We start from the raw sequence: 24,410 nt of genomic DNA, 5'->3' as shown, positions 1-24,410 counted from the left end.
GAACACGACCGTTAAGCCCTCCAGCGCCGATGGTACTTGGACCGAAGGGTCCTGGGAGAGTAGGACGCCGCCAAGCACATGAGCCCTTGTTGATTAAATCAACAAGGGCTTTTTTGTGTTTTTAGAAATGAATAAATAGAAAAGCTCAAAGGTTATTTTTGTAAAATGAAGGCTGAATTACCTCGTTAACGTGTTTCGATGGTGGATAGAACCACTATCTTTGTCCGCCTATTGTGGACTTTTGTCCAAGAATTCGCTTACCTGTGCAGGCAAATTTTAATCCTGTAATTGATGATGTAATATTCTTGACAGTGCAAATGCCCTTTGCTAAGATAGGCAATAATATATTTTTGGACATGCATCTCAAACCTACACTGAAGATACGATTTTGTACAACTTTTGTTGCTGTACTTTTGTCTGTCGTGAATGGACTCGATCGAGTTTTTCTTCATTTATAAAGTTTGCGGGCGGGTGGAATAAATACAACTATCGAGGAGGAATGACCCAGGTGTGGGAAGACAAGTTTGGTAAAGAGGGCTTGACGTTTGATGATGTGCTGCTGGTTCCGCGTAAATCCGAGGTACTGCCGAAGGAAGTAGACTTGACGACTGTTCTGAGCAAGAATGTAAAGCTGAATATTCCGCTTATCAGTGCAGGGATGGATACAGTTACTGAAGCGGCTATGGCGATCGCTATCGCACGTGAGGGCGGTATCGGTATCATTCACAAGAACATGTCTGTAGAGCAACAAGCGGAAGAAGTAGACCGTGTGAAGCGCTCTGAGAGTGGGGTTATTACTAACCCGTTCTCGCTTACTCCGGACCACTGGGTCTCTGACGCAGAGCATCTGATGGGTAAATACCGCATTTCCGGTGTACCTATCGTCGATGAGAACAAAAAACTGGTAGGTATCCTTACCAACCGGGATCTGCGCTTTATCCACGATTTTAACATTCAGATTAAAGAAGTAATGACTCGTGAGAATCTTGTAACTGCACCTGTGGGCACAACACTTCAGGAAGCTGAAGGCATTCTCCAGCGTCATAAGATCGAGAAGCTGCCGCTTGTCGATGAGAACAATATTCTTAAAGGCCTAATCACCATCAAGGATATTGAGAAGGCGATCCAGTTCCCTAATGGTGCGAAAGATGCACAGGGCCGTTTATTGGTAGGCGCGGCAATCGGAATTTCCAAGGATACTTTCGAGCGTGCTGAAGCACTGGTTAATGTAGGTGTCGATCTGATTACGGTCGATTCTGCCCATGGCCATCACATCAATATTATTGATGCCGTTCGTAAATTGCGTGAATTGTACCCTGAACTGACCATTGTTGCAGGTAACGTGGCTACAGGCGATGCAACACGTGAGTTGATCGAAGCTGGGGCTTCTGTGGTTAAGGTCGGTATTGGTCCAGGCTCGATCTGTACGACGCGGGTTATCGCCGGTATCGGCGTCCCGCAAATTACAGCAATCTATGATTGTGCGACGGTTGCCCGTGAGTATGGGATTCCAATCATTGCTGATGGGGGTATCAAGTACTCCGGTGAGATTACTAAGGCGATTGCCTCTGGTGCCCACGCTGTTATGATGGGTAGTCTTTTCGCAGGAACAGAAGAAAGCCCTGGTGAATCTGAGATCTACCAAGGACGTAAGTTCAAAGTATACCGTGGTATGGGCAGTATGAGCGCTATGAAACAAGGTAGTAAGGACCGTTACTTCCAAGATGACGACAAGAAGCTCGTTCCTGAGGGCATCGAAGGTCGTGTAGCTTTCAAGGGACCTCTTTCTGACACCATTCACCAATTGATTGGCGGTCTCCGCTCTGGTATGGGTTATTGTGGAACGAAGAATCTTAATGAGCTGCGCAATGACACGGCATTCATCCGAATTACAGGTGCTGGATTGCGTGAAAGTCACCCACATGATGTACAGATTACAAAAGAAGCGCCGAACTATTCCGTATAATGGAATAGAATGACTAAATAATGGACAGACCGGGCGATTTTCGCCGGGTCTGTCTTTTTTTGCAGATACCCCTGTGTTAGAATAGAACAAGCACTGAAATGAGTTTCAAAGGAGAGTAGTATCATTGAAGCATAAGAGAAAACAATTCAGCGGTAAACAATTCGTGATTAAGACAGCAACGGTAGGTTTGCTTTTAAATATGCTTTTGTCACCTTCGATTCCGGCAGCTTTGGCTGAAGCGGCGAAGACGCCAGCTACAACAGATTCCGGTAAAACACCGACTACGAAGGCTGTAACGGGTACAGTCTCCAAAATTCCTTCTGTAGATTCCTTAGGTCTAAATGTACGGTCAGCCGTTCTAATGGAGCCTACTACAGGCGAAATCCTAATGTCTCTAAATGCGGATGTTCCACTTCCTCCGGCGAGTATGACTAAAATGATGACCGAGTATTTGGTTGCTGATGCTGTGAAGAATGGACAACTGTCTTGGGATCAAAAGGTTGTCGTGCAAGAGAATGCTTCCAAACAAGTCGGTTCCCGTATTTTCCTCGCTCAAGGTGATGAGCATACAGTTGAAGAGCTGTATATAGCTATGGCAGTTGGTTCGGCCAACGATGCCACCGTGGCTTTGGCTGAGCTGGTATCCGGTTCGGAGCAGCAATTTGTAGAGCTCATGAACCAGACGGCACAGAAAATGGGCATGAAGACGGCTTATTTTATCAACTCTACAGGTCTTAGCCGGGCGGATATGCCAGCGAAATTCCGTCCAGAAAGTGACCGTGAGACTGTAATGTCTGCTATGGATGCTGCGATTCTTGCTAGATACATTGTTACCGATCACCCGGACTTTAATAAGTTCACAACCATTCAATCTTATAAATTCCGCGAGCGTGATAAGAAGCCGATCATTAACTACAACTGGATGCTAGAATCAAATAAGGATATCGCCAACTTCAAGGCGTATGCTTATCCTGGTCTTGACGGACTTAAGACAGGTCATACTGCCAGCGCCGGGAACTGCTTTACAGGTACGGCTGTCCGTGATGGCATGCGCTTGATCAGTGTGGTTATGGGAGCAAACACTGAAGCGCATCGTTTCACCGAGACGAAGAAAGTCCTCGATTATGGATTTAATAATTTTGAGATCAAGCAGGTCGTTGCACCAAAGTCAGTGATTCAAGGTACTGAAACAGTGCCAGTGGTAAAAGGGAAGAATAAAGAAGTACCGGTAGTTACGGATCAAGGCGTAACATTTATCGTACCTAAAGGAACGGCTGCTCCGAAAATTGAGTCCACTGTTCAGACCAATGATCCAGCGACACTGGTTGCTCCTATTGCTACCTCCTCCAAGGTCGGCAAGGTGACGTATACTTACAAGGTAGACGGCATGGATCTCGTTCAACAAAAGACTGTGAATCTGATTACGGCAGAGGAAGCTGAAAAAGCGGGCTGGTTCAAGTTATTTCTTAGAGCAATAGGCGAATTTTTCGGTGATCTCTTTAGCGGAATCAAGAACTTGTTCTAACGAATTTTTTGTCTAATGAAGTAAATAATCCGAGTTAACGGGTTGTATATTTACGCTTCATGCAGTAAAATTACAAGTTAGATTAATGATAGTCAATCGGGAGGCATGGACATGGAAACAGGAACATCGCGAGTAAAACGAGGCATGGCAGAAATGCAAAAAGGCGGCGTCATTATGGACGTCATGAATGCAGAACAAGCAAAGATTGCCGAGGCCGCGGGTGCAGTTGCCGTTATGGCTCTGGAACGCGTACCTTCCGATATCCGCGCAGCAGGTGGCGTAGCACGGATGGCTGATCCTACTATTGTAGAAGAAGTTCTCAAAGTGGTAAGTATCCCCGTTATGGCAAAGGCGCGAATCGGTCATTATGTTGAAGCGAAGGTCCTGGAGTCCTTGGGTGTGGACTACCTTGACGAGAGTGAAGTACTGACTCCGGCTGATGAAGTGTTCCATATTGATAAACGTGAATTTACCGTTCCATTCGTTTGTGGTGCGAAAGATCTGGGTGAAGCTCTTCGACGTATTAATGAAGGAGCATCCATGATTCGGACTAAGGGAGAACCAGGAACAGGCAATATTGTTGAAGCGGTACGTCATATGCGCTTTATCAATAGCCAAATCCGTAAAGTGACTAACCTTTCCAAGGATGAGCTTTATAATGAAGCCAAAACACTTGGCGTTCCTTACGAACTGCTGCTTGAAGTTCATGAGCTGGGCAAGCTTCCGGTGGTTAACTTCGCCGCAGGCGGTGTAGCTACACCGGCCGATGCTGCTTTGATGATGCACTTGGGTGCTGATGGTGTGTTCGTCGGCTCCGGTATTTTCAAATCGGACAACCCTGAGAAATTCGCTCGTGCTATTGTGGAAGCTACTACACACTACACTGACTACAAATTAATTGCCGAAGTGTCCAAGAACCTTGGTGCACCAATGAAGGGTATCGATATTGCGACGCTGACACCGGCTGAGCGTATGTCGGAGCGTGGCCGTTAATAGAGAGAGGGTTCAGGATGAAAATAGGAGTGCTGGCGCTTCAGGGCGCAGTAACAGAACATATTGTCAGTATTGAGAAGACCGGTGCTGTAGGCTTACCGATTAAGCGGGTAGAACAGCTGGAAGAGGTTCAGGGGCTTATTATCCCTGGTGGTGAGAGTACTACGATCGGCAAGCTGATGCGCAAGTATGGCTTTATTGAAGCGATACGTGACTTTTCTAGCCAAGGTAAGCCTATATTTGGAACCTGTGCCGGTCTGATCGTACTTGCACAACGTATTGCCAGTGGCGAGCCTGGACATTTGGAGCTGATGGACATTACCGTGGCTCGGAATGCATTTGGCCGCCAACGGGAAAGCTTTGAATGTGACCTGGAAGTCAAAGGGATTAATGAAGCGGTTCGTGCCGTATTCATCCGCGCCCCTCTTATTACTGAGGTGGGCCCTGAGGTCGATGTTCTTACTGTCTATAACAATGAGATTGTAACTGCACGCCAGGGCAATCTGCTGGTCTCCTCTTTTCACCCGGAATTAACCGACGATTACAGGCTGCATCAATACTTTGCAGATATGGTTCAGGCCGTCGGTACAGCTAATAAATAGAACTGTATATAAGAACATCTTGACTCTTTCAATGCTGTAACAGGCCTATTGAAAGAGTTAAGGCTGTTTTCAGGAGGGAAACTTTGTGTTAGATGTGAAAATATTGCGCAGTGATTATGCCCGCGTAGAGGAAGCACTTGGGAAACGTGGAAAATCACTGGATTTGATTGCGGAATTCCCGGCGCTTGATTTGCGTCGCCGTGAAGTACTGCAAGAGACAGAAGGTCTTAAAAACCGTCGGAATACGGTTTCTGCAGAGGTAGCCAAGAAGAAGAAGAACGGTGAGCCTGCGGAGGACCTGATTACTGAAATGCGTACGGTATCTGACCGTATTAAAGAATTGGATGATGAGGTACGTGAGCTGGAAGTCAAAATCTCCGAGCTGACGATGAATATTCCGAATATTCCTCATGAATCCGTACCGGTTGGCAAGTCTGAGGAAGAAAATGTCGAGATTCGCCGGTGGTCAGAGCCGAAGGAATTCGGATTCACGCCAAAATCCCACTGGGAGCTGGCACAGCAGCTGGATATTATTGATTTTGAAGCGGCAGCGAAAGTCACAGGCTCGCGGTTTGTTTTCTACAAAGGCCTTGGGGCTCGTCTGGAGCGCGCGTTGATCAACTTTATGATGGATCTGCACAGCGGAGAACATCAATATGAAGAAATGCTGCCACCTTATATTGTTAATAAGGACAGCCTTTATGGGACAGGACAACTGCCTAAGTTCGAGGAGGACCTCTTCAAGCTGCGTGACACAGAGTATTACCTGATTCCGACAGCTGAAGTTCCAGTTACTAACTACTACCGTGAAGAAATCCTGACAGCTGCTGACCTGCCCAAATACCACGTGGCTTACAGCTCTTGCTTCCGTTCTGAAGCCGGATCTGCTGGACGTGATACACGCGGCTTGATTCGCCAGCATCAATTCAACAAGGTAGAGTTAGTTAAAATCACCTCAGCTGAGACCTCCTATGAGGAGCTTGAGAAAATGACGGCCGACGCTGAGCGTGTCTTGCAACTGCTGGGCCTTCCTTATCGTGTACTAGGACTCTGTACAGGCGATATGGGCTTCACAGCGGCTAAAACATATGATTTGGAAGTTTGGCTACCTGAAAGCGGAATGTACCGCGAGATCTCTTCCTGTTCCAATACAGAGGACTTCCAGGCCCGCCGTGCCAATATTCGTTACCGCAAGGAGCCTAAAGCTAAGCCGGAATTCGTACATACGCTGAACGGATCCGCACTGGCTATCGGTCGGACTGTAGCCGCTATTTTGGAGAACTACCAGCAGGAAGATGGCAGTGTACAAATTCCAGAATGCCTGCAGCCGTACATGCGGAATGTGAAATCCATTACCCCAAAATCGGCTCAATAATAATATAGTTGCGTAACCTTTAGGTTGTGTGATATAATTCCTATTGCATGTGATTTTAGTTTTATTGGAGAGGTACCGAAGCGGTCATAACGGGGCGGTCTTGAAAACCGTTAGGGTGCAAGCCCACATGGGTTCGAATCCCATCCTCTCCGCCATTTATTTTCAAGAACATCATCTATATAACGAGTTGAAGCTGTCTCCTCTGGAGGCGGCTTTTTTTGTTTGGTTTCATTGGGGAATAAAAAGATGGGTTTCTCCGCAATGTATTAGAGAAGGAGGTTGATTATAACAATGAACCGAGATCTGCAATTGGATCAACAGCAGTTGGTCTCTGCTTGGCAGGAGCGCCTGCCCGCGCTTATGGAGGATGGCGACAGCTTCACCGTGCAAGGAGACGCCGCAGACCGCACCAGCCTGCTAATTCATTTTAATGCAGCAGGACATCAGGATTACTCACTGGATTTTCGCTGCACGTATGTGGACAGCAGGGAGGTAGCTGTGAACCTGATTGATGTGGAACAAGCAGGACGGCATATAGATGAACATACGGATGCCGTACAGGGCCTGGCACAGCAGTATGCGCGGCAGATACATGAATGCGCACAAGCCTTGAAAGATATTACTAATCCTTAGGAGGAGAGCGTATGAGCAAACCTAAAACGATTCAGGTTCCAGGAACGCAGAATTCCGGAAGAAGTCGCAAGGAGGAGCCTAAATCTAATGGACAGGAGCCACTTTCCGGTTCGAAAAAGGTGAAGCAGGCCAACCATGTGGATCATCATAATCCACAAGGATAAAAATTAAACCGACTTTAGTTCTTGAGTAATGTTTCTCAAAATTGTCAAATGGTATATCATTAGGGGAGGGAAACATTTCTTTGCATGGGAGAGGAGATATATAATGTTTAAAAAATGGGGGCTATCCGCGGCAGCGCTGTTGGTTGCAACAGCTGTAATTCTGCCAGGATGTGCAAGTAAGCAAGAACCACCGAAAGAAGCACTAAAGAATGCCGCAGCTAAAGCGGTAACACTCAGCTCTTATGAGCTGAACACCAAATTTGTGGTCAATAATTTATCTATTGATGCACCTACGGATGATCCATCGAGTGCGATGGCTACGCAGGTAATCAGTATGCTGAAGAACGCAGAGATTTCCGTGGACAGTGTATATCAAGCGGATCCGATGCAAACCGAAGCCACGCTGGTGCTTAACCTGAAGGGCGATATGGCTATGAGCTTTACTATTCCTATCGTTGCCACTAAAGAAAAAGTGTATATTAAGGTTCCATCTATACCGTTCTTCCCGATTCCAGAGAACATTGTCGGCAAATTTGTAGAGCTGGATCTCAAAGAACTGGCTGAAAAATCAGGTCAAGAGATCAACACTGCAGCACTGGATACTGAGAAAGCGCGCAAGCTTCAGAGCGAAGTTCTGGACGCTGTTCTGGCTCAGTACGACGAAGCTAAATACTTCAAAGATATCAAACCTAAGGATGCAGGACTTCCCGAAGGTGTGGATGCGAAGCAGGTCATTCAGTTTGGGCTGAACAATGACAATATTAAAGAAGCGATCACGATCTTCATCAATAACGCGCTTCCTAAACTCTTCGACGTAATCAGCAAGGAAGAATATAAGGATTTGTTGCAAGTAGATCCTGCGGATCTAGCAAAAGCTAAAGAGGAGATACTTGCCGGAAAGAATAAAGAAGAAATTGACAAAGATCTGGCCGATCTCGAAAAATACTTAACGATCAACCAGTTCCAGTTCAATACTGCAATCAATAAGGATGATTTCCCGGTGTATCAGAATCTTCTGATGGACTTTAAAGTGAACATTCCGGAAGATAGCACAAACATTGGATTGTCGGTAACTGGCAGCAACCAATATAGCAAAATCAACGAAAAAGCCGATTTCAAAATCGGTATTCCGCAAGGCGATGCTGTTGTAACATTGGATGAGTTGCAGAAGCAGTTTGGCGGTAGCTCTGATACATTTTAATCGGTAAAATATAAAAATCCCGCATGTGCCCTTTAAAGGCATGTGCGGGATTTTTAAAAATATAATAATTTATATGTTTTACGCTATAAATCATCTTTATATTTCTCGCTGAAACGGATACCCTCCCTTAGAGGACGGCAAAGCCGTTTCTACTTGGCTCTACTTAAATTCGTCGGCCAGGATGGAAAAGGTCTGGTGATCCTGGTATTCTCCGTTGATCCTAAGGTACTTACGGGCCACGCCTTCGGCTTGAAAGCCATTCTTCTCAAGTACCCGGCGGGAACCTTCATTGTGTAGCAGGATACCTGCCTGCACCCTGTGCAGACCCAGTGCGCGGAAGGCGTATTCCAATACAAGTCTGACCGCTGCGGTCATATAGCCTTTACCTTCGGTGTCCTTATCAATGAAATAGCCGAGGTCTGCATATTGAGCTACTCCACGTGCTACATTAGACAAAGTAATTTGGCCAATGAGTTTGCCATCCAGCGCATAAATTCCGAACATATAAGCCCGATCTTGTTCTGCATCGGCAGTCCGTAGGCTTATATGCTGATGCTGGGCTTCAAGTGTGAAGAAATCAGCATCCCGCTTTGGCTCAAACGGCTGATGTGCGATTCGGTTACGCAGGCGTAGAGCAAGCAATTCCTCGGCATCTTTAAGGGCTAGAGGGGAGAGATAGATTCCTTTGGATGAGTTGGATAAAGTGAGTGTCATTGTTCTATTCCTTTCTAATATCTTGACTTGCTATCGGAATTTCTAATTTGTCGGCTGTGGCCGGCTTGCGGCGCAAACGACGGAAGAAGGAGGTCAACAGTTCAGCGCATTCCTCCTGTAGAATGCCCTGAATGACCTCCGTACGGTGATTAAATCGCGGTTCCTCCAGCAGATTCATCAGAGTCCCCGCACAGCCCGCCTTAGGATCCGTTGTGCCGTATACAGTCAGTGGTACTCTGGATTGTACCATCGCTCCTGCGCACATGGGGCAGGGCTCTAGCGTAACGTAAAGTTTGCAATCCAGGAGCCGCCAAGAATTCAGAGCCTGACTGGCTTCCCGAATGGCTACCATTTCGGCGTGTGCAGTCGAATCCAGTGTGGTCTCCCGGAGATTGTAGCCACGTCCGATGATTTTATCATCATGTACAATAATTGCACCAATGGGAACTTCACCGAGCGCTTCTGCCTTGCGTGCTTCTTCGATTGCATACCTCATCCAATACTCATGGGCGGCTTGTGCATCTATAGGCGGTTCATATTCCATCTTACTCAAAAGTACATCTTCCCTTCGGATTTTGTTCCTATTGTTCAACGAACAAATATTCGTTCTGAACAAATTGTGTACAAGTCTGTGGATAACCGCCGACTTATACACATTTTTGTACACAATACGTTCTGATAATTTGTTTATATGTGCATAAGATGTGGATGGTTTCATACCCATTGTAGTGAATGTGTTTCTGTATTTCAATCCCCGTTCGTATTCCTACATTATAATGTTCTTTTCAAATGAAGGGGCAAAAGGTATGATAATGATGAACACTCCGCTAGGATTTACCAGCGGTAAGAGGTGAAAAGCGAGCTTGTCCATAAAAACTAAATTATCAGCCATTTTATTTGGTTCAGTGCTGCTTGTTCTAGTACTGAATCTGACACTTAACCTCTATGATGTGCGAAATAATTTGCAAAATGAAACGGAAAGAAACATGAGAATGACCGCCATGCAGATTGCCGTTTCCGTTGAACAGAGCAGCTATAGTTCCAATTATGTCGAAAGCCAGATTGCCAACAATTTGCGGATGGCTGCGATCCTGGCTTCACACGAGTTGGACCCTGATATTAAGAATGTGGACAACCGCCAACTACGAGAGCTATCCCACAAGCTGGGTGTGTCTAATATTTCGCTGCTTGTCAAAACTAATGATGATATCGTGATTGCCAAGTCTTCTGACCCCAAAGAGGTGGGCTTGTCCACCAAGGGCTGGGGTTTTTGGTATATTGCCTTCCTGGAGCTGTTCCTCAATCATCAGGTCACCATCGACCAAGGACAGACGCTGGACCATTTTTGGTCAGGTCCCTTCGAATACTCTACCTCCAATCCGGAATTTATCGAGAAGTGGGGATATTATTATGATGGGACAAGCAATTATATCATTGATCCTTATGTCCGTAGTACTTCCGTTAACGATTATGTCAAGATTATGAGCCCAGACGAAATTGTGAAGCAGACGCAAGAGGTTAATCCAGGGATTCTGGAGATTACGGGAATTAACCCAGAGACCTTTGCCCTGACCAGTATGTCATCAGATGGAAGCGATACATTGAATCTGAAGCTGCGCAATCGTCCCATTAAGTATGGCAGCTATGATTATGGCAATGTGCAGCAGGATAAGGCGGCTGTGGCTGCAGCTATAAGCCGGCAACAGCCAGTGCTGCTTGATACGGAAGCTCTGGGTAAAAGAGTGCTGAAAAGCTTCATCCCTATTATGCAGCCAGGGAAAGGCTCCTATGTCATCAGTGTGGTTATGGATTACTCGGTCATATCCTCGGTGATCCGTAAACAGCTGGTCAACAATAGCTCAACTAGTCTTCTGTTGCTGGTGACCTTCTTTTTAGGCAGTTATATTCTGTCCGGCTTTGTTACACGTCCAATTAAAGCAATCCTGGCCAAAGTCAATGATGTCGCCAGGGGGAAATTTGAGACGACGCTAAAGGTCAGTAGCCGGGACGAACTGGGACAGCTGGCTCAGCGGATTAATGCAATGTCTGATCATCTCATGCAGCGTACAAGCCGTCTCGGCCAGACGCTGGAAGAGAATCGTGCGGTCAAGGAGCACTTGGAATCGGTGATTAACGGAACATCCGATGCGATACACACGATGGATATGAATGGCCAGATTCTTAGTACGAATCGGGCATTTGAGGAGCTGTATGGTTGGAGCATCAATGAATCGGCAGGGAAAACCCCGTATCTCGTTCCCGCAACGGCCTTCAAGCTGGAAGCAGAGCGGCTGGAGGAACTAAAGAAGGGGAAGGTACTTCCGCCTGTGGAGACCTTAAGATTGAAGAAGGATGGTTCTATTATTGAGGTCAGCGTCAGTACCTCGGTGATCCGGGATGAGGAAGGCAATCCGCTGTCCTTTGTCCACGTCTCACGTGATATGACTGAGCGGAACCGGATGGAAGAACTGCTGAGACGCTCAGAGAAGCTGACTACGGTCGGTCAGCTTGCGGCAGGGGTAGCGCATGAGATCCGCAACCCGTTGACCACGCTGCGGGGCTTCCTGCAGCTGCAGCAGGAGAAGAAGGTCCTAATCCCGCTACATATTGAGCTGATGCTGTCCGAGCTGGAGCGGATCAATCTTATTGTCAGCGAGTTTCTGATTCTGTCCAAGCCGCAAGCGGTTCACTTTCAACAGAAGGATGTCCGGTTTATCCTCAGTGATGTCATTTCCCTGTTGGATAGTCAGGCCCATCTGTTTGACATTGAATTCGTAGCCAGGTTCTCCGATGAGCCCGCAACGGTTCATTGTGAGGAGAATCAGTTGAAGCAGGTCTTTATCAATATTGTCAAGAATGCCATCGAGGCCATGCCGCAAGGCGGCACAATCACACTGGAACAGTATATCGCTGATCAAAGCGTAGTCATTGTGATTACGGACGAAGGTGAAGGAATTCCAGAAGACATACTGCCTAAGCTGGGAGAACCATTTTTCACCAATAAAGAAACCGGTACAGGACTGGGACTTATGGTTAGCCAGCGTATTATACAGGCGCATAAGGGCAGTATGGAGATAGCAAGTGAGGTAGGCAGCGGCGCTAAGGTTACAATTACTATGCCTGCTGCGGAAGTTGTTATCCCCCGTAAGGGCATGAATGAAGAACGGAGTGAATAGCAAGGTGAGAATCAATAAATTCATCAGTGAGACAGGCTACTGCTCACGCCGTGAAGCTGACAAGCTAGTTGAAAGCGGCAGAGTAACGATCAACGGAGAACAAGCAGTGCTTGGCAGTCAGGCTGAGCAGGGTGATGAAGTACGGATTGATGGGAATTTGCTGGAGACGGGCAATACTATCGTGTACATCGCATTGAACAAGCCAGTAGGCATCACCTCTACAACAGAGGAGCATATTAAAGGCAACATTGTTGATTTTGTAGGGCACTCTGAGCGGATCTTTCCGATCGGGCGGCTTGATAAAGATTCGGAAGGCTTGATTCTGCTGACTAACGACGGAGATATCGTTAACAAGATATTGCGTTCAGAGGGTCGCCATGAGAAGGAATATATAGTGACTGTCGATCGGCCGATCACACCATCCTTTATTACAGGGATGTCGAGCGGTGTGAAGATTCTGGGGGAGAAGACGCTGCCTTGTACCGTTACACGCATCACGGAGCGGGTCTTCCGGATTATTTTGACTGAAGGTAAGAACCGGCAGATTCGCCGTATGTGTAGCGCCTTCGGTTATGAGGTCAGACGTCTTCAGCGCATCCGTATTATGAATATCAATTTGGGCAGTTTACCGGTCGGACAATGGCGTGATCTGTCGCCTAACGAAAGAACTGAGCTAGGAGCCATGTTGAATTATGAATTGCTGTAGGCTCAGCAGTACCTTATAAAAGAATAACAACAAATAAGAGCGGCTCCTAAGGTTTACCTTTAGGAGCCGCTCTTTACTTGCCCACGACGGATAGCTAATTATCGGATGGAGGAATCCCTGTGAATTGCTTGAACTCCTGATACTTCCGAATGATGGAGACTTCAACCCGGCGGTTCTTCGCACGCCCTACAGGTGTGGAGTTATCCGCGATAGGATGGTATTCACCGTATCCGATCGGACTGAATTTCTTTGGATCGAGATTAGGGTTAAGCAGCAGAATCTTCATGAAGTGCAAGGCCCGATCCACACTGAGATCCCAGTTGGAAGAATAGCTAGTGTTGGAGATCGGGATATTGTCCGTATGTCCCTGAACGACTACATCGTAGTCGGGGAATTGCTGTAACATTGTTGAGATGGACTTAGCCAGCTGTCTGGATTCATCCTTGACTACAGCCTGTCCGGAAGCGAACAGGGCATTGTCACTGATGGTAATCATAAGCTGGGACTGGTTCAACTTGGTGCTGAGCAGATCGGTCAGTCCATTGTTCTTGATATATTGATCGAATTGCTTCTTGAGCTTCTCAAGATCTTCCTGTTCCTTCTGGCGCAGCTTGGCCATTTCTGCTTCTCCCGTATTCTTGGAGATGACATTGTTCATCTTCTCGCTTTTACCCTGGTCCAGATTACTCTCTGAAGGGGTTGCTGCCCGTTCTGTCAGCACGCCGGTTCCGCCGTTCAGAACGGAACTGAAGGCCTGGGCCATCTCTTCGAACTTCTTGGCATCGGTGGCGCTCATGGCATACATAACGAGGAACAAGGCGACAAGCAGGGTCATGAGGTCGGAATACGGCAGCAGCCAGGATTCATCGGCATGCTCCTCATGTTCCTCGTGTCTAGTCTTTTTGCTCACTCGAACCGGCCTCCTTCTCCAGCAGCTTGACGCGTTCCGTAGGTGTTAGGAAGACTGCCAGCTTCTGATTAATCGCAATGGTGGAGACCCCGGATTGAATGGACAGCAGACCTTCTACCATCATTAGGCGGACATCAATCTCTTGCTTGGAGAGCCGTTTGAGCTTGTTGGCAATCGGGTGCCACAGCACATACCCTGTGAAAATACCGAGTACGGTAGCAATAAACGCTCCGCCGATCGCATGAGCGAGCTTTTCCATCTCGGTCATATCGGCAAGTGCAGCGATAAGCCCGATTACGGCTCCGAGTACCCCAAGCGTAGGTGCGTACATACCGGCCTGGGAGAAGATCAGTGCACCGGCTTTATGACGATCTTCAGTAGCACGGATATCCTCCATAAGTACATCGCGAACGAATTCCTGATCGTTGCCATCGATAATCATCCGCATCCCGTTCCGGAGGAAACCATCCTCTATTTCATCAACCTTGGACTCCAAAGCCAGCAGACCTTCGCGGCGTGTGATGGATGCCCATTCCATAAATGTAGTAATTAGTTCCGCTTTGCTGACCATTTTCTTTTTAACAAAGATCATTTTGAACAAGCTAGGTACCTTTTTGATTTCTGAAAATGGAAAAGCCATAAAGATTGAAGCGGCGGTACCCAATAAAATAATTAAGTATGCAGCGGGAGTGGCCAAACTTTGGATGGGAGCGCCCTTCAGCACCATCCCGAAAAGAACAGAGACCAGACCAAAGACTAGACCGATTATTGTTGAGATTTCCATTATGCACCTCGTCCATGAGATTTAAGAAGTGATCCGACTTAGCCGCGTTAATCATCCTTGAAGCGCGGCAGGGCATCTTAACCCAAACGGAATAACTTATATTCTTATTTATCGACATCATTCCCTTTTTTGTGAAGTCATTTTTTCGGCTATAATGGATAAGGTAAGTTATTATTCATCAGTGAAGAAAACGGAGTGATACACATGGGCGTTAAACATGGCAGAGATTATGCAGAAATCCTGAACGAATTGACTGAAGCAGCCTCACGTATTACCGACGGATTTTTATTTTTTGAAATGGACCCGGAGGAATGGCAGGAGCTGCCACAGGAGTCGAAGCTTGAGGTATGGGAAGCGCTTGCCGAGGATCTGTTCTATGCACTGGGCAATGAACCGGTCATTGAAGTGGGGAGCGGGGTTGTGATTTACGACAAGGATACACACCGGATCAATATTTTGCTCGGCGATGAGGACTTGGCCTCTGTTGTTCTGGTTTAATAGGAATACAGGTGAGCGGAATTTGCCGCAGTCTGCCGCCCGTGGTAAAATTGACGGAGCGAAGTACTATTTACCGGGATTGAAGAATACAATTAAACCGAAAATTGTCTTTATCCTGGCACATCCCTTGGACCTCAGAAGCTAAGGGATGTTTTGTTTAAACAAGCAAAGAGGCAAGGCGATCGGAACTTTGCTACTAATAAGGTAAGGGAGGTAATAATGTGCTACTTACAGAGGAAGAACTGATCGAGCAGATCGGCAAGCTGGAAGGCTGGAAGCTGGTGAAAAATACGATTACACGCAAATATATGTTCAGCGATTATATGAAGGGAATAGCCTTCGTCGATGCGGTGGCCGCCATTGCGGAGGCTTTTGACCACCATCCGCATATTACGATTGATTATAAAGCAGTCACGCTTCGCTTGACGACACATGAAGAGGGTGGAATTACGCCGCTGGACATTCGTGGTGCACAAGAGTTTAATGAAGCCTTCGAGAAGGCCCGCTAGCCAGTCGTATAGTCCTTTAACATAGCAATGGTAAAAGAATACTCATACATGCGAAAAAGCCCGTGTCGCAGGATGTAGATCCTGACACGGGCGTATTTGTGTTGTCTCTCTAATGAAGCTCTACTTCTTCTCAGCCAGCCATGTGGCCACGTTCGCAATTTCCTCCGGCGCCAGCTTTTCCTTGAAGGAAGGCATTTGGCCCCGTCCTTTGGTTACTATACTGTAAATCCCGGCAGCGTCATGCTGGCCACCTTCGTTTTTCAAGCTAGGTCCTATCCCGCCCTGAAGCTGATCGCCATGGCAGGTGATACAATTGGCTTTCACAGTCGCTTCTGCCTTGGCGGCATCAAGCTGAATTTCAGGCATAGTAGGCTTGTTCTGTTCCGCTACCTCTTCTTTACCTGGAAGTGTGAACATTAGAACTACCGCAAAGGCACAGGCGGCAAAAAACAATCCGCTCATGATCCATTTTTGCATCCCCAATCGTCCCTTCTATGTAAGCTGCTCCCTACATTATAGCGGAAGGTGAAGCGTTATCATAGCATTTGTGGCAAAAAAATGAACGACTATGCGATACTTCTCTAAACTTCCTTTAACAAAGCATCATTTCTCATAGACCATACAATAAAATGGTTTACTTCCAGTGGGTGTCATTCGTTCGTAAGTGTCAGTAATCGTAAAACCACTTTTTTGATAAGTCCGAATGGCCCGCTGATTCCAGGTTAGTACCTCCAAATCGATTTCCCGCTCAGGGTAGCGTAGAACTGCGGCTTGGACGATGGCACGGACAAAGTGTTGGCCCATTCCGTGACCACAAAGCTCTGGACGCATACCAATCCCCAGACGCACCACACCCTCCATCGGGAATAGCTGTGCGAAGCCGCAGAGATCGCCTTCATCGTTCAGCACAGACACATACTGCTCACTGCGCAGCTGGGCATCGCCGAACTCAATGCCGAGCTCCTCCATCTGTTGCCAGGGCATCCAGCCATATATATTGTAAGGAGGCTCATAGCTCCATTGGCAGATGTCTTCGGCATGGCTGGTCTCCATGGGTACCACATGGAACGTAACAGGTAAATGCATCATCGGGTCGTGAGACCTCCTTTCCACAGGATAAAGCTCTATAATTTAATTATATACAAAAAGCATAAGATCAGGCGCAGAAAGTCAGGAAAATGTTGTTTGGTGAATCTCAGGAGGGGTAATGAAGAGTAACAGAAACGACAAAAAAGCCCTTCTCCAGATTTCGATAAAATCGGGAAAAGGACTGGCTTATGACTTATAAATTATTGTACATCGTCAAAATCTTGAGCATCCGTCGCAAGCGCCTGATAAGCATCCGTGCTCATCACGCGTTTAGCACCCACATAACGACTAACATAATAGCTTTCACTCAGCGAGCTGATCGTTACACCACGAGAAGATGAAGCATGGGCGAATTTTCCTTCGCCAACATAAACGCCAACATGGGAGATTCCTTTGCCACTGGTATTGAAGAATACCAGGTCGCCCGCTCTAAGTTCATCACGGGACACCGTGGAGCCCATCTGATATTGGGAACCGGATTGGTGTGGTAGGTCAATACCCATCTTGTTGAAGACATACATTGTAAAACCAGAGCAATCAAATCCACTTGTAGTCGTGCCGCCAGCTACGTACTTGGTGCCGATAGCCTTGTCAATCACCTTATCCATCTTGGAATCGGCGAAAGCGCTCCCTGCTCCAATAGCGGTAAGCATCATTGAAAAGCCAAGCACTGCTGCTGCTAATTTCTTCTTCAAAAGTGTAAACCCCTTCCAATGCCTACGAGGTTAGCTTAAGGGTTCGGTTGAAGGTCCCCTATGACCCCTCTTCAAACAGGAGGTCAATTCACCCAAAGTGGTTCCCCCGTTTCCCTAATGATTAGGGAACTCGGCATATACCGTTGATTAGAATTAGACTGCTATATGAATACATGACAAAACCTTATAAAAAGGTGACTCAATAATTACAAAAATGTTACTAAAAACTCACTGCGCTAATTGTAACAAACACAGCGTCGCTTGGCAATCATTTATAGCATATTTGTGCGCAAAAAAATGGGATTTTAAGAGCGGATTCTCACTATTAACGTTGAAAATAGAGGACAAACTAAATTTTCCAAAATTTATTGAGTTTTTTGGCGCAAAATATGATTCATCTATTCCAAAGAGGTGTATACGTATACTATAAAATAGGAAAAACCCGGAAATTGACTATGATGATAATCAAGTCTCCGGGCACAGTATAGGTATGAGGTTAAATGGAATGATTGTATTTTAGAGGTTAGTTTAGTCGTAGGCAACCGCTTTATAAGCAGTTGTGCTCATGATTCGTTTGGCACCAATGTAGCGATCAGCCCAGTATTTCTCACTCAGTGAGCTAATAATGACACCGCGGGAAGATGAGGATTGAGCAAATTTACCATTGCCGACGAAGATACCGACATGAGATACACCGTTGCCGAGTGTGTTGAAGAATACGAGGTCTCCTGGACGCATTTGACTGCGAGAGATGGAGGTTCCTGCGTTATATTGCGATTGGGATGTGCGCGGCAACGAAATGCCGATGCTTTTGTATACATATGTAGTGAATCCAGAACAATCAAATCCGGCCGTGCTTGTTCCTCCAGTTTTGTAGGAGGTTCCGAGGGTTTTTGTAATAACCGTGTCCATTTTGGAGTCTGCTGAAGCGCTATTGGTTCCGATACCGATGGCGAGTGCCAAACCTAGTGTGGCTGTAACAATGATTTTCTTAAAATTCTGTCTGTTCAAAAGATGTACTCCTTCCAAGGCCTGCGAGGTTAGCTTAAGGGTTCGGTAGAAGGTCCCCTATGATCCCTCTCTTACGAGATCAATTCACCCAAAATATGGTTCCCCCACTTCCCGGTGCAAGGAATTCGGCGTTTTATGCACCTAAAGTGTGACGTATCGACAACTGCATACATGACATAAGCGTAGATATTAAGAAATACCTTCAAAAGATTACAAAGTTGTTACTAGTAGTACAGAAGCCATTGTATCAAACCCGTTACCATTTTGCAAATCGCTCTGCTGAAGATGACAAAAAAGAGTCGCGGCTCCTGTTATCCAGGAACAGTGACTCTTCTAATATGCCCCGAGGGGGCGGATTTATTGTGGAAATGCTTTACTCCTCCATAAGTCATATTGAGCCGCAATGCCCCACAATTTGAGGAGTGTGGACGGGAGCGGAAGGAGTTGGCGGATCAGGAGTGCAGGCAAGCCAGGGAAGTAAATAATCCCCAAGGCGTAGATCACCAAGAGCAGCAGACTGCCTGCTCCCATCACGATTGATACCCCTATCGCGGTGAGAAGGCACCGTAGGGCGATTAGCAGGGAGGAGAACATGCCAGTTCCTGCTGTATAACCAAACTGCATGTACAATAGCAGCAAGCGGATAACATATACATAGGCACACCAAGCCAGAATATAGGGAACACCGTTCAGCAGCAGCTTATAGTCCATTAAAGACGACAGCAGCAGTGCATATATCTTGGGTGCGAACCAGTAAACGGGCAGGAGGGCGAGTAGCCACTCTACCAGGCTGAAGATCAGCACGGACAGACCATGCTTTTTCATGCCGGGGAAAAAGAACAGACCGCGTTCTCCTGAGCGCTCCTGATGCAGCTCATGAAGCAGGCCCGCCCGAATGAACGGGGAAATGAGCAGTCGCAGCAAGGTTAACCCTAACAGCAGGCATAGCCAGCGCTGTACGTCAGGGTCGGAGGTAAGACTATGCTGACCCTCGATGTAGAACAGCAGCCTGGCCATACCGCTGCCCCCCGCGTTGTGGTCGGGATACCGCAGTAGGACTGATACTACGGCCTCCCGTACGAAACCATACATAAAATAGCCCCAGAGTAGCCGGTAGATGAATAGCAGTATCAGAATATAAGTTTGCTCCTTCAAACTTTGCCAGCCGCGAATAATTGATGTTTTCAAGCTCATCCACCTCACCAGACCAGAGTTCCAAGCACAGTTTCAAGCAGTTTCGACAAGGTTAGCGTCCAGCGGGAGAGGGTATCCGGCTTGATCTCCGCCAGCCTGAAATTGTTGATATGTTTGTTCTCCAGCAGAAGGGTGTGCTGGGGATCGATCTCTGCCGACAATAGCGGGGAGCTGGAGATCAGCTGGAACGCTGTATTCTTGTTGTCCCCATTCCAGACTCGCTCCACGGTGTGGCCATCAGAGAAGGTGAATTTAATGGGGACATTCGCGTAGTGGCTACCTCTGTTGCTGACCTTTACGATGGATTCGTAGCCTTGGCCGGTGCCGGCATTTTCTTTGGTACGCATCTGGATATCGTCGATCGAGAAATCAGGAGCTCCGCCGTCATAGATATAAAGATCGAAATAGTTCTGCCATGATTTCTTGGTCACGTTCTCTACGACCTTCTGAAAATCACGGGTAGAGGGATGGCGGAACCGGTATTTATTCGCATAGGTGGACAGGATGGTATCCATAGTTTTAGTGCCGACCTGCCGTTCGATGTCTTTCAGCACCAATTTGCCACGGAGGTAAACATTCTGGGTATAAGCATTTGCTCCGCTATATTTCCAGGTTTCCAGTGTGAGGGCCTGAGGAGAGGTCACCAGGCTGGCTTGAATGGGCAGATTGGCCATCACACCGTATTCTTGCTCCATTAGACGGTCTTCGGCATAGGAGGTGAAGCTCTCATCCAACCAGGCTTCCTCAAATTCGTTGCTGGCTAACATACCATAGAAATATTGATGGCCTATTTCGTGAACCACCGTTCGTTCCAATGAGGTGTCTGGAGAAGACTCGGATGCACCGAAGGCTGTAATCAATGTGGGGTATTCCATTCCTCCAGCCCCGTTGGCATCCTTGGGCGGAACCACTATTGAGAGTGTGGAATAAGGATACGGCCCGTACCATTTACTAAATGCGCTTAGGGCAGCCTTCGTAGCTTGGAAATAACGCTCCTTGAGGTCTTTATGCAGCGGGTCCAGGTATAGCTTGATTCGCACACCAGGAACTTCCGGCGTGGAGAAGGCCTCTTCGGTGACCACAAAATCAGGAGAGGCAGCCCAGGCAAAATCATGGACGTCGTCAGCGTAGAATTGATAAATTTTCTGATTCTGCTTTAGTTTAGCGGTCTTCACCGGGAATCCGGTGGCAGCCACGGTATACTCAGGAGGCACAGCTATCGTCACATTGTATATGCCAAAATCGCTGTAGAATTCTGATGTCCCGTGGTACTGATGCAGATTCCAGCCTTCCTGGGTTACTCCGCGGGTTCCGGCGGGTTCATAGACGCTAATCTTGGGAAACCATTGTCCGGCCATAACGAAGTTTCCCGCGATCCCCATCCGGGCGAATACTTTGGGTAGCTTGACCTCAAATTGCAGCTTGAGGGTTACACTTTCCCCGCCGTTTACGGGTTCAGGCAGATGTAACTTCACCAATGTGCGGTCATTGATATTTCCGTCATCGGGTTGAACATACTGCACTCTCTGGATGAGAGAAGTGCCTTCTGAGGTTCGCACATCCGTCAGGATCATGCTGCCGAACCCATTGTCGGGCATCTTGTCACTTCGCAGCTCACCGCCGGATTCTTTCATAAAAGTCGTATTGCGGGATTCAAAGGCATTGGGATAGAGATGAAAATAAAGATCGCTTACCGGCTTACGGCCGGGATGGTTCCAAGTTACTGTCTCTGCGCCTTTTAATGTGGCTGTCTCCGGGTCAAGCTTCACGTCGATATGGTACTCGGCGACTCTTTGACTCAGCGCCTCGGACACGGGAACGGGTGCGCTCTCCGGGAATGCCTGCTGCGCGTTGCCCTTTCCGGGCGAGACAGCGGGGGACTTGGCCGCTTTTTGGGCAGACATGCCTGCCAAGGCAGGGCTTGCACCTGGGTAGCTCCACAAGCTCCCGCCCAGCAGCGTTAGGGCGGCCAGAGCCAGAATGCTGATTTTGGTTCGAAATGTCGGTGGCTTCATACTGTGATTCCCTCCCGTTGACAAGCATCTACGGGATGTATATGTTTGCAATCGCCGGATTATTAGCTAAAATTAAATTATTCGTAAGAGGAAGGACGTGCATCTGTGGATAACAAGCAACCGGAAGGCAAGAAACAGATTGCCTTGAATATTGTCAACGCGAAGAGCAAACATAAAGGATTTGGAGCAGGCTCAATTGATTTGAACAATGTGTCCCCCGTCATTATTGATAACGGCGAAGCTATCATTGATATCGGGGCTATGCACGCTAAGAGCAAGGTGGAGAAGGGCATTAAGTTCTCCATGAACCGTGAGGATGTTCCGAACGGGAGACAAGTCTGGGTCGTATGGGTAGCTGTAGACCGGACAGCCGAGGGCCAGCACTACGCCGGAATTACGGCTTGTGAGATGTGGATTGACACTGAAGCCCGTCGCGGGTGGAAGATTCTGGCCGAGCATGTGAACAAACTTGATTCTGCGTTAAAACGGAAAGTTATTGTGGAAGGGCTTGGCCAACCGGAAAAGGCGGCGCTGAAATCCCTGCTTATATCACATAATGAAGAGTGGTGGGAAACTTCGAGGGAAGAGCTGAAGGCGGCACTATCGGAATAATCTTCAGAATTTTGCCGGATTTATCCGTCCGTTAAGCAGACATCCCAGCAAAAGGCTGCATCTCCTGTACTAGGGGGATGCAGCCTTTTTAGTATTCTATAATTGCTAATAGAGCGGAGTGCGGCAACTCAGGCAAATCGAACGATATGGATTCCTTCCGGTACAGCCGATCAGCCGATCTTGGATTGCCTCGGAGCATTAAGCTTGCGCTTTAGTTGGCTTACCCGCGCTTGGCTGATTCCCAGGATCTCGGCGAGCTGCTTCTGATTGGCGAATGGATGCTCTTCAATGGCCCGCTCCAGTCGCTGTGTCATCTCTTCAGTCTTCTTCCGTTTGACACTGCTGCCAGGGTCGGCGGTAGCCTGAGGAAGGAGCGGAGAAGGTTCAGGCTCCTGCGGGAGACGCTCCGGATCACCGAGTTCCTTCAGACAGCTGTTGCAGATGAATTGATCCTTGTAATAGCTCACGTGGTCCAGACTTCTGCAGAAGGTGCATTCCGTGGAGGTGTACTTTCTAAGCACAATAACATCCTCATTCATAATGAAAAATTCGATAGGATCTCCAATGTCGATATTGCGTGTCATGCGGATTTCCACGGGAACCACAATTCTCCCCAGACTGTCCAAATTCCGAATCATACCCGTATCTTTCATACCATGTCCCTCATTCACATGTTTAGATTTGGTGTTTCTTTTATTATAACAGAAATGTAAATAATTAGAGTTAAGAAAGCGTATACGTGAAGTGAACCTGTCGGTTGTCCTCGAAAGACGTCCAAGTAAAGGATAGCGTATTGCCCGAACGTCCATTATATTGGAGCCGGTCGCCCGGATAATCAAAGTCCCAATTCGGGTACTGCTCCAACCAGGCCTGATCCTCTGACCCTAGAAGTTGTGTATAGAGCGCTGTACTTTCCCCGCTCTTGCAATCAATTAGGAACAGTGTTCCTTTCTGGTACGGACGCACCAGAAGAAAGTCCTCATCGATGGCTTCGAGGGCAAAAGTATCGTCAATGCCGGTGAGCTCTGCTAAATTGTAGGTTTTGAAAATATGACCGTCCGGATTGACCAGGTAAAGAATGCTTTTGTTCATCATGACCAGATTTCCTTGATAGGCGGAGACATTCTCTCTCATCCCGAGATTGCGCATTCCTCCGTAACTACTTACGGCCTGGCGAACCAGTCGTCCTTCATGCAGCAAAATCCGATAGTTACTGACATGAATATGTGGCTCACCAGAGGCATTATTAAGATCAAGCACATAGCTCGTTCTGTTCACCGTACGCACGCTGAGAGTGGTCCAATCCAACTGACGAACATTAGCGATTCCTGCCCTTACAGGTCGCCTCCCACTTTCTCCGCTATAGACAACCCCCTTTTCCTTATGTAGCCAGAACAATTCCCGCCCAGATACCGCTTTGAGATACCGTTCGGTGTATGGAACAGTAACATCTAGCTTACCGTCCCACCCAACAGGAAGGCTAAAGGCTTTGGTGAACAGGGTGGTCGGTACATAGGTGATGCCATCTCTGATGAGTGTGGGTGCACCTAGACTGATCACTTTATTGTCCGCCGTGTAGGCCTTTGATTGTCCAACCTTTAGGCTAAGCGCCTGATAAAGACCGGTAACCTCAATACTGGATTTGTCTGCGTTCCACAGCACGTGGAGATCGAGCAGTGGTGCCATTTCTTTTAAAGGTAGGTAGATGGCGCCTTGCTGACGGAAGCCGGCATGTTCCAGCGATCGCCTGGTTTGTTCTGTCGGTGCAGCCGGAGAGACAGTAGCGGATCCTGTGCCAGCCGTAGCTGCTAGAGCAGAGCCTGATACCAACGAGCAACCCACGCTTGCGATAAAGATGATTGCGGCCCCATAGACTGCCAGCTTTGAGGGGACCATGGACAGACCTCCTTTATAAGGATACGGAATAATAAGCAGATATTTTCTGTCTGTGCGTAGAGGTTGCGGGGGTTATCTATGCCTTACATCCCAATACCCAGTTATAGGTTCTTAAATAAAAACCTCTCCGATTCAAAGGTCC

The 24,410-nt window shown here is 47.5% G+C and carries 25 protein-coding genes, 1 tRNA gene, 1 rRNA gene and 2 riboswitches; of the genes, 15 read left to right on the top strand and 12 right to left on the bottom strand.

Annotated features, from left to right (window positions below; translation table 11 throughout):
• The 10 genes from rrf to ACFVU8_RS29665 all read left to right on the top strand — a co-directional run.
• Positions 1–76, top strand: a 5S ribosomal RNA gene (gene rrf / locus ACFVU8_RS30010); the annotation flags it as partial.
• Between the two features lie 432 nt (positions 77–508).
• On the top strand, positions 509–1,966 hold the full coding sequence (guaB, locus tag ACFVU8_RS29705) for an IMP dehydrogenase (protein WP_175369938.1): 1,458 nt from the start codon (positions 509–511) through the stop codon (positions 1,964–1,966).
• Between the two features lie 124 nt (positions 1,967–2,090).
• Complete coding sequence (locus ACFVU8_RS29700) at positions 2,091–3,491, top strand: D-alanyl-D-alanine carboxypeptidase family protein (protein WP_387432138.1); 1,401 nt, start codon at positions 2,091–2,093, stop codon at positions 3,489–3,491.
• 111 nt (positions 3,492–3,602) lie between these two features.
• A complete protein-coding gene (pdxS, locus tag ACFVU8_RS29695; protein WP_175369932.1) occupies positions 3,603–4,484 on the top strand; it encodes a pyridoxal 5'-phosphate synthase lyase subunit PdxS in 882 nt (293 codons plus the stop codon).
• 17 nt (positions 4,485–4,501) lie between these two features.
• Positions 4,502–5,086: a pyridoxal 5'-phosphate synthase glutaminase subunit PdxT gene (gene pdxT / locus ACFVU8_RS29690; RefSeq protein ID WP_175369931.1), complete on the top strand. Its 585-nt coding sequence runs from the start codon at positions 4,502–4,504 to the stop codon at positions 5,084–5,086.
• Between the two features lie 85 nt (positions 5,087–5,171).
• A complete protein-coding gene (gene serS / locus ACFVU8_RS29685) occupies positions 5,172–6,461 on the top strand; it encodes a serine--tRNA ligase (RefSeq protein WP_387432137.1) in 1,290 nt (429 codons plus the stop codon).
• Between the two features lie 66 nt (positions 6,462–6,527).
• Positions 6,528–6,616: transfer RNA gene (locus tag ACFVU8_RS29680), tRNA-Ser, on the top strand.
• Between the two features lie 136 nt (positions 6,617–6,752).
• Positions 6,753–7,094 (top strand): hypothetical protein, encoded by a 342-nt coding sequence (locus tag ACFVU8_RS29675; RefSeq protein WP_175369929.1) that lies wholly within the window; start codon positions 6,753–6,755, stop codon positions 7,092–7,094.
• 11 nt (positions 7,095–7,105) lie between these two features.
• Positions 7,106–7,258 carry a small acid-soluble spore protein P gene (locus ACFVU8_RS29670; protein ID WP_066368058.1) on the top strand — a complete coding sequence of 51 codons (153 nt, stop codon included), beginning with the start codon at positions 7,106–7,108 and terminating at the stop codon, positions 7,256–7,258.
• Between the two features lie 103 nt (positions 7,259–7,361).
• Positions 7,362–8,459, top strand: a complete 1,098-nt coding sequence (locus ACFVU8_RS29665; protein WP_379470140.1) for a hypothetical protein — start codon at positions 7,362–7,364, stop codon at positions 8,457–8,459.
• Positions 8,460–8,618: 159 nt separating this feature from the next.
• Here ACFVU8_RS29665 and ACFVU8_RS29660 read toward each other — a convergent pair whose 3' ends face one another.
• Entirely contained in the window at positions 8,619–9,173 is a 555-nt protein-coding gene (locus ACFVU8_RS29660; protein ID WP_387432134.1) for a GNAT family N-acetyltransferase, read from the bottom strand.
• Positions 9,174–9,177: 4 nt separating this feature from the next.
• Complete coding sequence (gene tadA, locus ACFVU8_RS29655; RefSeq protein ID WP_175369937.1) at positions 9,178–9,717, bottom strand: tRNA adenosine(34) deaminase TadA; 540 nt, start codon at positions 9,715–9,717, stop codon at positions 9,178–9,180.
• A gap of 319 nt (positions 9,718–10,036) precedes the next feature.
• Between tadA and ACFVU8_RS29650 the strand changes: the two genes are divergently transcribed.
• Together ACFVU8_RS29650 and rluF are read left to right on the top strand one after the other, a co-directional pair.
• A complete protein-coding gene (locus ACFVU8_RS29650) occupies positions 10,037–12,349 on the top strand; it encodes an ATP-binding protein (protein WP_387432132.1) in 2,313 nt (770 codons plus the stop codon).
• A 4-nt stretch (positions 12,350–12,353) separates the two neighbouring features.
• A complete protein-coding gene (gene rluF, locus ACFVU8_RS29645) occupies positions 12,354–13,055 on the top strand; it encodes a 23S rRNA pseudouridine(2604) synthase RluF (RefSeq protein ID WP_175369925.1) in 702 nt (233 codons plus the stop codon).
• Positions 13,056–13,149: 94 nt separating this feature from the next.
• On the opposite strand, the gene motB is transcribed toward rluF, so the two are convergent.
• Both motB and motA read right to left on the bottom strand, forming a co-directional pair.
• Positions 13,150–13,965 carry a flagellar motor protein MotB gene (motB, locus tag ACFVU8_RS29640; protein ID WP_387432130.1) on the bottom strand — a complete coding sequence of 272 codons (816 nt, stop codon included), beginning with the start codon at positions 13,963–13,965 and terminating at the stop codon, positions 13,150–13,152.
• Entirely contained in the window at positions 13,949–14,749 is an 801-nt protein-coding gene (motA, locus tag ACFVU8_RS29635) for a flagellar motor stator protein MotA (protein ID WP_379470134.1), read from the bottom strand. Before motA ends, motB begins: the two co-directional genes overlap by 17 nt.
• A 204-nt stretch (positions 14,750–14,953) precedes the next feature.
• Here motA and ACFVU8_RS29630 point away from each other — a divergent pair, with 204 nt between their 5' ends.
• Together ACFVU8_RS29630 and ACFVU8_RS29625 are read left to right on the top strand one after the other, a co-directional pair.
• Positions 14,954–15,247 carry a hypothetical protein gene (locus ACFVU8_RS29630; RefSeq protein WP_175369922.1) on the top strand — a complete coding sequence of 98 codons (294 nt, stop codon included), beginning with the start codon at positions 14,954–14,956 and terminating at the stop codon, positions 15,245–15,247.
• Positions 15,248–15,468: 221 nt separating this feature from the next.
• Positions 15,469–15,756 (top strand): 4a-hydroxytetrahydrobiopterin dehydratase, encoded by a 288-nt coding sequence (locus ACFVU8_RS29625; protein WP_066368090.1) that lies wholly within the window; start codon positions 15,469–15,471, stop codon positions 15,754–15,756.
• Positions 15,757–15,876: 120 nt separating this feature from the next.
• Here the strand turns inward: ACFVU8_RS29625 and ACFVU8_RS29620 are convergent, their stop codons facing one another.
• From ACFVU8_RS29620 to ACFVU8_RS29595, 6 genes are all read right to left on the bottom strand, one after another.
• Entirely contained in the window at positions 15,877–16,233 is a 357-nt protein-coding gene (locus tag ACFVU8_RS29620) for a c-type cytochrome (protein WP_175369920.1), read from the bottom strand.
• 126 nt (positions 16,234–16,359) lie between these two features.
• Positions 16,360–16,845 carry a GNAT family N-acetyltransferase gene (locus tag ACFVU8_RS29615; protein ID WP_387432128.1) on the bottom strand — a complete coding sequence of 162 codons (486 nt, stop codon included), beginning with the start codon at positions 16,843–16,845 and terminating at the stop codon, positions 16,360–16,362.
• A gap of 200 nt (positions 16,846–17,045) precedes the next feature.
• A complete protein-coding gene (locus ACFVU8_RS29610) occupies positions 17,046–17,540 on the bottom strand; it encodes a C40 family peptidase (protein ID WP_387432126.1) in 495 nt (164 codons plus the stop codon).
• Positions 17,541–17,544: 4 nt separating this feature from the next.
• A riboswitch (cyclic di-AMP (ydaO/yuaA leader) is annotated at positions 17,545–17,686 on the bottom strand.
• A 382-nt stretch (positions 17,687–18,068) separates the two neighbouring features.
• Complete coding sequence (locus ACFVU8_RS29605) at positions 18,069–18,551, bottom strand: C40 family peptidase (RefSeq protein WP_387432124.1); 483 nt, start codon at positions 18,549–18,551, stop codon at positions 18,069–18,071.
• A 3-nt stretch (positions 18,552–18,554) separates the two neighbouring features.
• Positions 18,555–18,692: riboswitch (cyclic di-AMP (ydaO/yuaA leader) on the bottom strand.
• A 216-nt stretch (positions 18,693–18,908) separates the two neighbouring features.
• Positions 18,909–19,739 carry a hypothetical protein gene (locus ACFVU8_RS29600; RefSeq protein WP_387432122.1) on the bottom strand — a complete coding sequence of 277 codons (831 nt, stop codon included), beginning with the start codon at positions 19,737–19,739 and terminating at the stop codon, positions 18,909–18,911.
• 11 nt (positions 19,740–19,750) lie between these two features.
• Positions 19,751–21,760: a M1 family metallopeptidase gene (locus ACFVU8_RS29595; RefSeq protein WP_387432119.1), complete on the bottom strand. Its 2,010-nt coding sequence runs from the start codon at positions 21,758–21,760 to the stop codon at positions 19,751–19,753.
• 105 nt (positions 21,761–21,865) lie between these two features.
• Here ACFVU8_RS29595 and ACFVU8_RS29590 point away from each other — a divergent pair, with 105 nt between their 5' ends.
• Positions 21,866–22,372, top strand: a complete 507-nt coding sequence (locus ACFVU8_RS29590) for a YwhD family protein (protein WP_175369915.1) — start codon at positions 21,866–21,868, stop codon at positions 22,370–22,372.
• A gap of 170 nt (positions 22,373–22,542) precedes the next feature.
• Here ACFVU8_RS29590 and ACFVU8_RS29585 read toward each other — a convergent pair whose 3' ends face one another.
• Together ACFVU8_RS29585 and ACFVU8_RS29580 are read right to left on the bottom strand one after the other, a co-directional pair.
• Positions 22,543–23,025: an AbrB/MazE/SpoVT family DNA-binding domain-containing protein gene (locus tag ACFVU8_RS29585; protein WP_379470117.1), complete on the bottom strand. Its 483-nt coding sequence runs from the start codon at positions 23,023–23,025 to the stop codon at positions 22,543–22,545.
• A gap of 70 nt (positions 23,026–23,095) precedes the next feature.
• Complete coding sequence (locus tag ACFVU8_RS29580; RefSeq protein WP_387432117.1) at positions 23,096–24,268, bottom strand: copper amine oxidase N-terminal domain-containing protein; 1,173 nt, start codon at positions 24,266–24,268, stop codon at positions 23,096–23,098.
• Positions 24,269–24,410 lie beyond the last annotated feature (142 nt).

The organism is Paenibacillus sp. NPDC058177 (genome assembly GCF_042883835.1).
Classification (GTDB): domain Bacteria; phylum Bacillota; class Bacilli; order Paenibacillales; family Paenibacillaceae; genus Paenibacillus_AQ; species Paenibacillus_AQ agri.
The sequence above is the reverse complement of the archived record's forward strand: the minus strand, read 5'-3'. Positions and strand labels throughout refer to the sequence as shown.

Excerpts from the sequence above, each read along its gene's own strand:
- pdxS (WP_175369932.1), top strand. The coding sequence starts at position 3,603 with ATGGAAACAGGAACATCGCGAGTAAAACGAGGCATGGCAGAAATGCAA.
- pdxT (WP_175369931.1), top strand. The coding sequence starts at position 4,502 with ATGAAAATAGGAGTGCTGGCGCTTCAGGGCGCAGTAACAGAACATATT.
- ACFVU8_RS29675 (WP_175369929.1), top strand. The coding sequence starts at position 6,753 with ATGAACCGAGATCTGCAATTGGATCAACAGCAGTTGGTCTCTGCTTGG.
- ACFVU8_RS29670 (WP_066368058.1), top strand. The coding sequence starts at position 7,106 with ATGAGCAAACCTAAAACGATTCAGGTTCCAGGAACGCAGAATTCCGGA.
- ACFVU8_RS29665 (WP_379470140.1), top strand. The coding sequence starts at position 7,362 with ATGTTTAAAAAATGGGGGCTATCCGCGGCAGCGCTGTTGGTTGCAACA.
- ACFVU8_RS29660 (WP_387432134.1), bottom strand. The coding sequence starts at position 9,173 with ATGACACTCACTTTATCCAACTCATCCAAAGGAATCTATCTCTCCCCT.
- tadA (WP_175369937.1), bottom strand. The coding sequence starts at position 9,717 with ATGGAATATGAACCGCCTATAGATGCACAAGCCGCCCATGAGTATTGG.
- motA (WP_379470134.1), bottom strand. The coding sequence starts at position 14,749 with ATGGAAATCTCAACAATAATCGGTCTAGTCTTTGGTCTGGTCTCTGTT.
- ACFVU8_RS29630 (WP_175369922.1), top strand. The coding sequence starts at position 14,954 with ATGGGCGTTAAACATGGCAGAGATTATGCAGAAATCCTGAACGAATTG.
- ACFVU8_RS29620 (WP_175369920.1), bottom strand. The coding sequence starts at position 16,233 with ATGCAAAAATGGATCATGAGCGGATTGTTTTTTGCCGCCTGTGCCTTT.
- ACFVU8_RS29615 (WP_387432128.1), bottom strand. The coding sequence starts at position 16,845 with ATGATGCATTTACCTGTTACGTTCCATGTGGTACCCATGGAGACCAGC.
- ACFVU8_RS29595 (WP_387432119.1), bottom strand. The coding sequence starts at position 21,760 with ATGAAGCCACCGACATTTCGAACCAAAATCAGCATTCTGGCTCTGGCC.
- ACFVU8_RS29585 (WP_379470117.1), bottom strand. The coding sequence starts at position 23,025 with ATGAAAGATACGGGTATGATTCGGAATTTGGACAGTCTGGGGAGAATT.
- ACFVU8_RS29580 (WP_387432117.1), bottom strand. The coding sequence starts at position 24,268 with ATGGTCCCCTCAAAGCTGGCAGTCTATGGGGCCGCAATCATCTTTATC.